This is a genomic window from Peptacetobacter sp. (assembly GCF_029264495.1).
GTDB lineage: Bacteria > Bacillota > Clostridia > Peptostreptococcales > Peptostreptococcaceae > Peptacetobacter.
On sequence record NZ_JARIBH010000077.1, the window covers coordinates 1 to 6,383 of the forward strand.

Annotated in this window: 8 protein-coding genes; all 8 read left to right on the forward strand. The window is 25.2% G+C overall.

The window, feature by feature from the left end; genetic code table 11:
• Positions 1 to 20 precede the first annotated feature (20 nt).
• Complete coding sequence (locus Q1J78_RS07515; protein WP_300279015.1) at positions 21 to 1,277, forward strand: radical SAM/SPASM domain-containing protein; 1,257 nt, start codon at positions 21 to 23, stop codon at positions 1,275 to 1,277.
• 134 nt (positions 1,278 to 1,411) lie between these two features.
• Positions 1,412 to 1,573, forward strand: a complete 162-nt coding sequence (locus Q1J78_RS07520) for a hypothetical protein (protein ID WP_300279018.1) — start codon at positions 1,412 to 1,414, stop codon at positions 1,571 to 1,573.
• Positions 1,574 to 1,720: 147 nt separating this feature from the next.
• Complete coding sequence (locus Q1J78_RS07525; protein WP_300279029.1) at positions 1,721 to 3,268, forward strand: ATP-binding cassette domain-containing protein; 1,548 nt, start codon at positions 1,721 to 1,723, stop codon at positions 3,266 to 3,268.
• Positions 3,269 to 3,433: 165 nt separating this feature from the next.
• Positions 3,434 to 4,192, forward strand: a complete 759-nt coding sequence (gene thyX, locus Q1J78_RS07530) for an FAD-dependent thymidylate synthase (RefSeq protein ID WP_300279021.1) — start codon at positions 3,434 to 3,436, stop codon at positions 4,190 to 4,192.
• A gap of 13 nt (positions 4,193 to 4,205) precedes the next feature.
• Positions 4,206 to 4,940 carry a 23S rRNA (guanosine(2251)-2'-O)-methyltransferase RlmB gene (gene rlmB, locus Q1J78_RS07535; protein WP_300279023.1) on the forward strand — a complete coding sequence of 245 codons (735 nt, stop codon included), beginning with the start codon at positions 4,206 to 4,208 and terminating at the stop codon, positions 4,938 to 4,940.
• Complete coding sequence (locus Q1J78_RS07540; protein WP_330683172.1) at positions 4,940 to 5,500, forward strand: NYN domain-containing protein; 561 nt, start codon at positions 4,940 to 4,942, stop codon at positions 5,498 to 5,500. Before rlmB ends, Q1J78_RS07540 begins: the two co-directional genes overlap by 1 nt.
• A 30-nt stretch (positions 5,501 to 5,530) precedes the next feature.
• On the forward strand, positions 5,531 to 6,175 hold the full coding sequence (gene sigH / locus Q1J78_RS07545) for an RNA polymerase sporulation sigma factor SigH (RefSeq protein ID WP_300279026.1): 645 nt from the start codon (positions 5,531 to 5,533) through the stop codon (positions 6,173 to 6,175).
• Between the two features lie 82 nt (positions 6,176 to 6,257).
• A partial coding sequence (locus Q1J78_RS07550; RefSeq protein ID WP_300277131.1) for a GTP-binding protein occupies positions 6,258 to 6,383 on the forward strand: 126 nt, incomplete at its 3' end.

The window sequence follows — 6,383 nt, forward strand, 5'->3', positions numbered from 1 at the left end:
AAAATGGGGGAATAAATATTATGAAAATTTCATTATTTAATATAGAAAAAGATGTAGATGAAGGAAAGTTGATTTATAATACAATAAGTTCGGGGATACTTTTTTTAGATAGTGAAAAAGCAGAAGAATATGAGTATTTAAAAAATTTGGATTTTATTAATCAAGATGATTCGGATTTGAAAAGAGAATTAAGAAAAGGACATATGATAATAGATGATTATTTAGATGAAATAGAGCTTATCAAATATGTAAGTAATTCTGCTAGATATGATAAAGATTATTTAGGACTTACAATAGCAACAACTCAAGCTTGTAATTTTGTCTGTCCATATTGTTATGAAAAAGGTATTGAATTTAAAAATATGAGTGATGAAACTGCCAATAATATAGTGGACTTTATAAAAAATAACATAAAAAATGATTCATATTTAGATATTACTGGGTATGGAGGAGAACCTTTGTTGGGGATAGGCGTAATTGAGAAAATTAGTGAAGAGATTCTTAAATATATAAATATTGATAAATATAATGCATCTATTGTAACAAATGGATATCTTCTGACAAGAGAATATGCAGAGAAATTAAATAAATATAAAGTGAGAACAGCACAAATAACATTAGATGGACCATCTAAAATACATGATGCTCGAAGAAAGCTAGCATCTGGAGAGGGAACTTTTAATAAAATAATAGAAAATATAAAAAATACTTGTGATTTAATTGATATAACAATAAGAGTTAATATAGATAAAACAAACAAAGACTATATAGAAGAGTTAGTAAATATTTTAAAAGAAAATGATATATATGATAAAATTTTTCTATATGTAGCAAAAGTAGATGATTATTCTGAAGAAGCAAATAAAAATAAATCTATTTTAACTTATGAAGAATTTTCAAATTTACATAATAAGTTTACAGAAAATAATAAAAATTTCAATCATATACCTATGATAAATCCTAATATTTGCGTTTCTGTTAATTCAAATGGTTTTGTAATAGATCCAGAAGGTAATTTATATAAATGTTGGGATGAGATTGGCAGAAAAGAAGGAATTATAGGTAATGTAAAAGAAGGATTTGAATATAATCAAACATTTTTCTTCTATAATAATTATAATCCTTTCGACGATAAAAAATGCTTAGAATGTAAACTTTTACCAATTTGTATGGGAGGATGTCCGTTCCAAAAAAGAAAACGTGGAGAAGCTGTATGTAGAGAACAAAAGTTTTTAATAGATCAAATGTTAGATAATGCATATAAGAGTAGTTTATAAAAATTGTGAAAATTTATAGTCACAGTATTTAAGAAGATACAATATTAACTGGATAAATGAACTTGAAAATGTATAAATATCAAGTAGAAAAAGTTTTTGTTTAGTTCAAGATAGAAAAAAGAAGGTGATACTTTATGAAAGGAATGAAATGGATATTTAATCCACTAGATTCAGAATCAATATCAAAATTTTTGGATAGAGTAAACTCAGGTAAAGATATAAGGACACCTGGTGGCAATATATGTATTGTAGAGTGTGTTAGAAAAAATAAAAGAATAAGAAATACTAATAAATAAAAATATATTAAAATGCTGTGGCTATAAATCATATATTTGAAAGAAGTGATTACTATAATTTCTAAAATAAAAGAATTTTACTTGGATGTTTTATTAATAATTAAATATATAAAAAAAATAGATATAAAAAAATATGAATTTTTCGGAATGTTAATATTAATTTTGATAGAAATGTTTTTTTCTTTAATAGATCCATTTATTGTAGGACGTATTATAGATAGCATTTCTACAAAAAGTAATAATATATATAACTATATAGTGTTATTAATTTTTGTATTTATATTAACAATTATTATTTATAGAATAGAGTCTGTATATTTGTTAAAAATAACTGCAAGGATAGAGAAAAAAATAAAATTAGATATATTTTCTCAAATATTAATGTTTAGTTATAAAGATACTATAAATATTGACAAAGGTTTATTGATAAACAATATTGAGGAAGATGGAATGATAGCTTCAAACATATTTAATGAACTTTTGAATTTTATTAAGTGTGTAGTTTCCATAGTAATAATATTAATTATAATGTTAACAATGAATTCAACACTTAGTACAATTGTTATAATGTTTGTTCCAATAGAAGCTATTATTTTTATCTTAATGGGAAAATTAATAAAAAATAGGTTAAAAGAGTTAATGATATTGAAAGATACTTATATGAACTTTATAAATGATTCTCTTAATGCTTTAAAAATATTTAAAATATTTAATATAGGTAATAAAAGAAATGAAAAATTTGAAGTATTAACAAACGATATGTATACAGTAGCTGTAAATAAGAAAAAAATGGAAATAGATATGTATATTGTTGTTGATTTTATTTCTTTTATATCTAGTTTACTAATACTATTAATAGGAAGCATTCTATGCTTGAAAAATATAATAACAATAGGAATATTAGTCAGTTTTAACTCTTATGCATCGAAGTTTAAGTTGGAAAGTAATAATTTATCTAATTTCAATGCATTAATACAGGATATAAGTGTTTCATTAGAAAGAATAGAAAACATATATTCAAATTATAAAGTAGATGAGATTTTAGCTATAAATAATAATAAATTTAGTATAAATTCAATAGAACTAAAAAATATTAGCTTTTCATATACAAAAAATATAAACATTATAAATAATTTTAGTGTTAAATTTGAAAAAGGGAATATTTATAAGATTATTGGAGAAAGTGGTAAAGGTAAGTCCACACTTTTTGATATATTAGCAGGATTATACCCTGATATTTCAGATAAATTTATAATAAATGAAAACGAAAAACTTAATTTTAATAATTATAAAAACAATCTTATATATATAGATCAAAACTCTTATATATTTACAGATTCAATATATGAAAATATATCTTTATATAGAAATATAGAACAAACAATTATAGAAAAAGTTTGTAAAACTTTGGATTTGAATAAAGTTATAGATAGTTTATCTAATAAGTATAATACAGTTATAAATAAAGAAAGTAATTTGTCAGGCGGTCAAAAGCAGAGAATATTAATAGCAAGAGCCTTTGTTGAAAAAAAGGAAGTATATATTTTTGATGAGATAACATCTGCATTAGATTTTGAGAATAAGAAAAGGTTCTATAAATTAATTGAAAAAATAAAAGACGAGAGCATTATTATATTTGCTTCTCATGAAGATGAAGCATTTAAAGGTTTTGATGTTAAAAAAGTTTATTTGTAAAAGGAGATAGGAACAAGATAAATAGTAGATATTGTCTTGTTTCTTTTTATTTTTAAATAATTATAAGTATACTTTTAGAATTAGCTATTTTTATAAAAAATTGCGACATAATATTGTTTTAATGATATAATATAGGTTGGACTATTATATTTTAGGGGTGATAAAATGAAAGTTAAATTACTTGCTTATACACCTGAACCAGAGAAAGTTGTATCAATGGCTGCAAAGCTTTGTTACTCTAAAGTTGGTGTTGAAGGAATAGAAGAAAATCTAACAGAAGAAAAAATAGAAAACTTTTTAAAAATGTTAACTGATATAGGACATGAATCTCCACTTGAACATGTGTCATTTACTTTTGGAGTAGAGGGGATATCAAGAGCTTGTTCTCACCAAATTGTTAGACATAGAATAGCTAGTTATTCTCAACAATCTCAAAGATATGTAAAACTAGATCAGTTTGAATATATAATTCCTCCAGAAATTGAAAAATCTGAAGAAGCAAAAGAAATATTTATAAAAGCTATGGAGAGAGATCAGAAAGATTACGATAAAATAGTAGATATCTTATCTGAAAAACATAGAAAAGAATTTATTGAAAATGGAAAGTCAGAAAAAGAAGCTAAAAGACTTGCAGAGAAAAAAGCAATAGAAGATGCTAGATATGTTTTTCCAAATGCTTGTGAAACAAAAATAGTAATGACTATGAATGTCAGAAGTCTTTATAATTTCTTTGAGCATAGATGTTGTGAAAGAGCACAATGGGAAATAAGAGAAATGTCTATACAGATGTTAAAAGAAGTTAAGAAAGTTGCTCCAATAATATTTAGAAATTGTGGACCTAAATGTGTAAAAGGAGCATGTCCAGAAGGTAAAATGACTTGTGGAAAGATAGTTGAAATAAGAGAAAAATTTAAAAATTTATAGAAAGGAAAATATTATGGCTACAATAGAAGGAAGAAATCCGGTAATAGAAGCGATAAAAGGTGGAAGACAGATAGAAAAATTAATGATATCTAATTCATCAAAAGAAGGTTCTATAAAGAAAATAATTGCTATGGCTAAAGAGAAAAAAATTGTTATTCAATATGTTGATAGACATAAATTAGATGAAATTAGTACAAGTCATTCTCATCAAGGTGTTATAGCTACAATAAGTGATTATGTTTATAGAGATATAGAAGAAGTAGTAAGAGAAGTTAAAGAAAGAGGAGAAAGTCCATTTATAATAATATTAGATGAAATAACAGATCCACATAACTTAGGTTCTATAATAAGAACAGCTGATGCAGTAGGAGCACATGCAGTTGTTATACCAAAAAGAAGATCTGTAGATATAACACCTGTAGTTGCAAAAGCATCTGCTGGTGCAGTTGAATATGTTCCTGTATGTAAAGTTACTAATATTGTAAATACTATAAAGATGTTAAAAGAAGAAGGTCTATGGATTGCAGCAGCAGATATGGACGGAGAAGTATTTTATAAACAGGATTTGACTGGGTCTTTAGGTGTGGTAGTTGGAAGTGAAGGCTTTGGAATATCAAGACTTGTTAAACAGAATTGTGATTTTGTAGTTAGTATGCCTATGATAGGAAATGTTACTTCTTTAAATGCATCAGTTGCTGGTGGGATACTTCTTTATGAAGTGTTTAGACAGAGAACAACAGGAAAATAATGGCTACTAAATTTAAAAAGAGAAAAAAGAAAAAAATTCTTATAGTTGACGGATACAATATAATTAACGCATGGGACGACCTAACTGAGTTATCTAAATTAAATTTAGAAAGTGCAAGAGAAAAATTAATAGATTACATGATAGAGTTTTCTAAATATATGGGATATAAAACTACTATAGTTTTTGATGCATACAATGTAAAAAATTCTATAGGAGTTGAAGAAAAAAGGTCAGACTCTGTGAATGTAATATATACTAAAGAACATCAAACAGCAGATAGCTATATAGAAAAGTATATATCTGAATTACCAAATAAAGAATTTCTAGATTTAAAAGTTGCAACAAGTGATTATGCTGAGCAACAAATAGTATTAGGTAAAGGAGCTGCTAGAATTTCGGCAAGAGAACTTCAATTAGATGTATTGCAATCTAAAGAAAAAATCAGCGAAAAAAATAGCAGTGAGAAAAAAACAATACAAAGAAATACTATAGGAGATAGAATAAATCGGGAAAATATAGATATATGGGAAAAGTTAGAAAATATAAGAAGAAATAGGTAAGAATCTATTTAACTTATAGGGGGAGATTTAATGGAACTAGTAGATGAAAAAGATACAAAACAAGAAGATTGGCAAAAAGAAGAGTATGAAATAGTAAAAAGAGCAGCTAGTGGGGATAGAATTGCTCTTGAATATATAATGTCAAAATATAAAAATTTTGTAAGGGTAAAAGCAAAGTCATATTTTTTAATTGGTGCTGACAAAGACGATATACTTCAAGAAGGTATGATAGGACTTTATAAAGCAATAAGAGATTTTGATGAAAGTAAAGCCCATTCATTTAAAGCATTTGCTGAAGTTTGTATAACTAGACAAATAATAACAGCTATAAAAACTGCTACTAGACAAAAGCATATTCCTTTAAATACTTATGTATCATTAAGTAAACCTATATATGATGAAGAATCAGAAAGAACTTTGCTAGATATAATAACTGCTAATATAGTAACAAATCCAGAAGAACTAATAATAAGTAAAGAAGAGTTAAAAAACATAGAAAACAAAATAAATAGTTTGTTAAGTAGTTTAGAACAAGAAGTATTAGGATTGTATTTAAATGGTAAATCATATCAAGAAATAGCAGATATAATTGGCAAAGAACCTAAATCTATTGACAATGCTTTACAAAGAGTAAAGAGAAAATTAGAGAAACATCTTGAAAATGTAAATGATTAATAGTAAAATACATAACATAGACATATTGCAATCGCAATAAGATAAATAAAAATAAAAAAATAATATCAAGGAGGATTTTAGAATGGCTAAAGCTAAATTTGAAAGAAGCAAACCTCATGTTAATATAGGTACTATAGGACACGTTGACCACGGTAAAACTACATTAACAGCAGCAATAACAAAAACATTATATGACAGATATCACTTA

What these genes read in the sequence shown, in the direction of transcription:
- Q1J78_RS07515 (WP_300279015.1), top strand. Translation starts at nt 21, where the DNA reads ATGAAAATTTCATTATTTAATATAGAAAAAGATGTAGATGAAGGAAAG.
- Q1J78_RS07520 (WP_300279018.1), top strand. Translation starts at nt 1,412, where the DNA reads ATGAAAGGAATGAAATGGATATTTAATCCACTAGATTCAGAATCAATA.
- Q1J78_RS07525 (WP_300279029.1), top strand. Translation starts at nt 1,721, where the DNA reads ATGTTAATATTAATTTTGATAGAAATGTTTTTTTCTTTAATAGATCCA.
- thyX (WP_300279021.1), top strand. Translation starts at nt 3,434, where the DNA reads ATGAAAGTTAAATTACTTGCTTATACACCTGAACCAGAGAAAGTTGTA.
- rlmB (WP_300279023.1), top strand. Translation starts at nt 4,206, where the DNA reads ATGGCTACAATAGAAGGAAGAAATCCGGTAATAGAAGCGATAAAAGGT.
- Q1J78_RS07540 (WP_330683172.1), top strand. Translation starts at nt 4,940, where the DNA reads ATGGCTACTAAATTTAAAAAGAGAAAAAAGAAAAAAATTCTTATAGTT.
- sigH (WP_300279026.1), top strand. Translation starts at nt 5,531, where the DNA reads ATGGAACTAGTAGATGAAAAAGATACAAAACAAGAAGATTGGCAAAAA.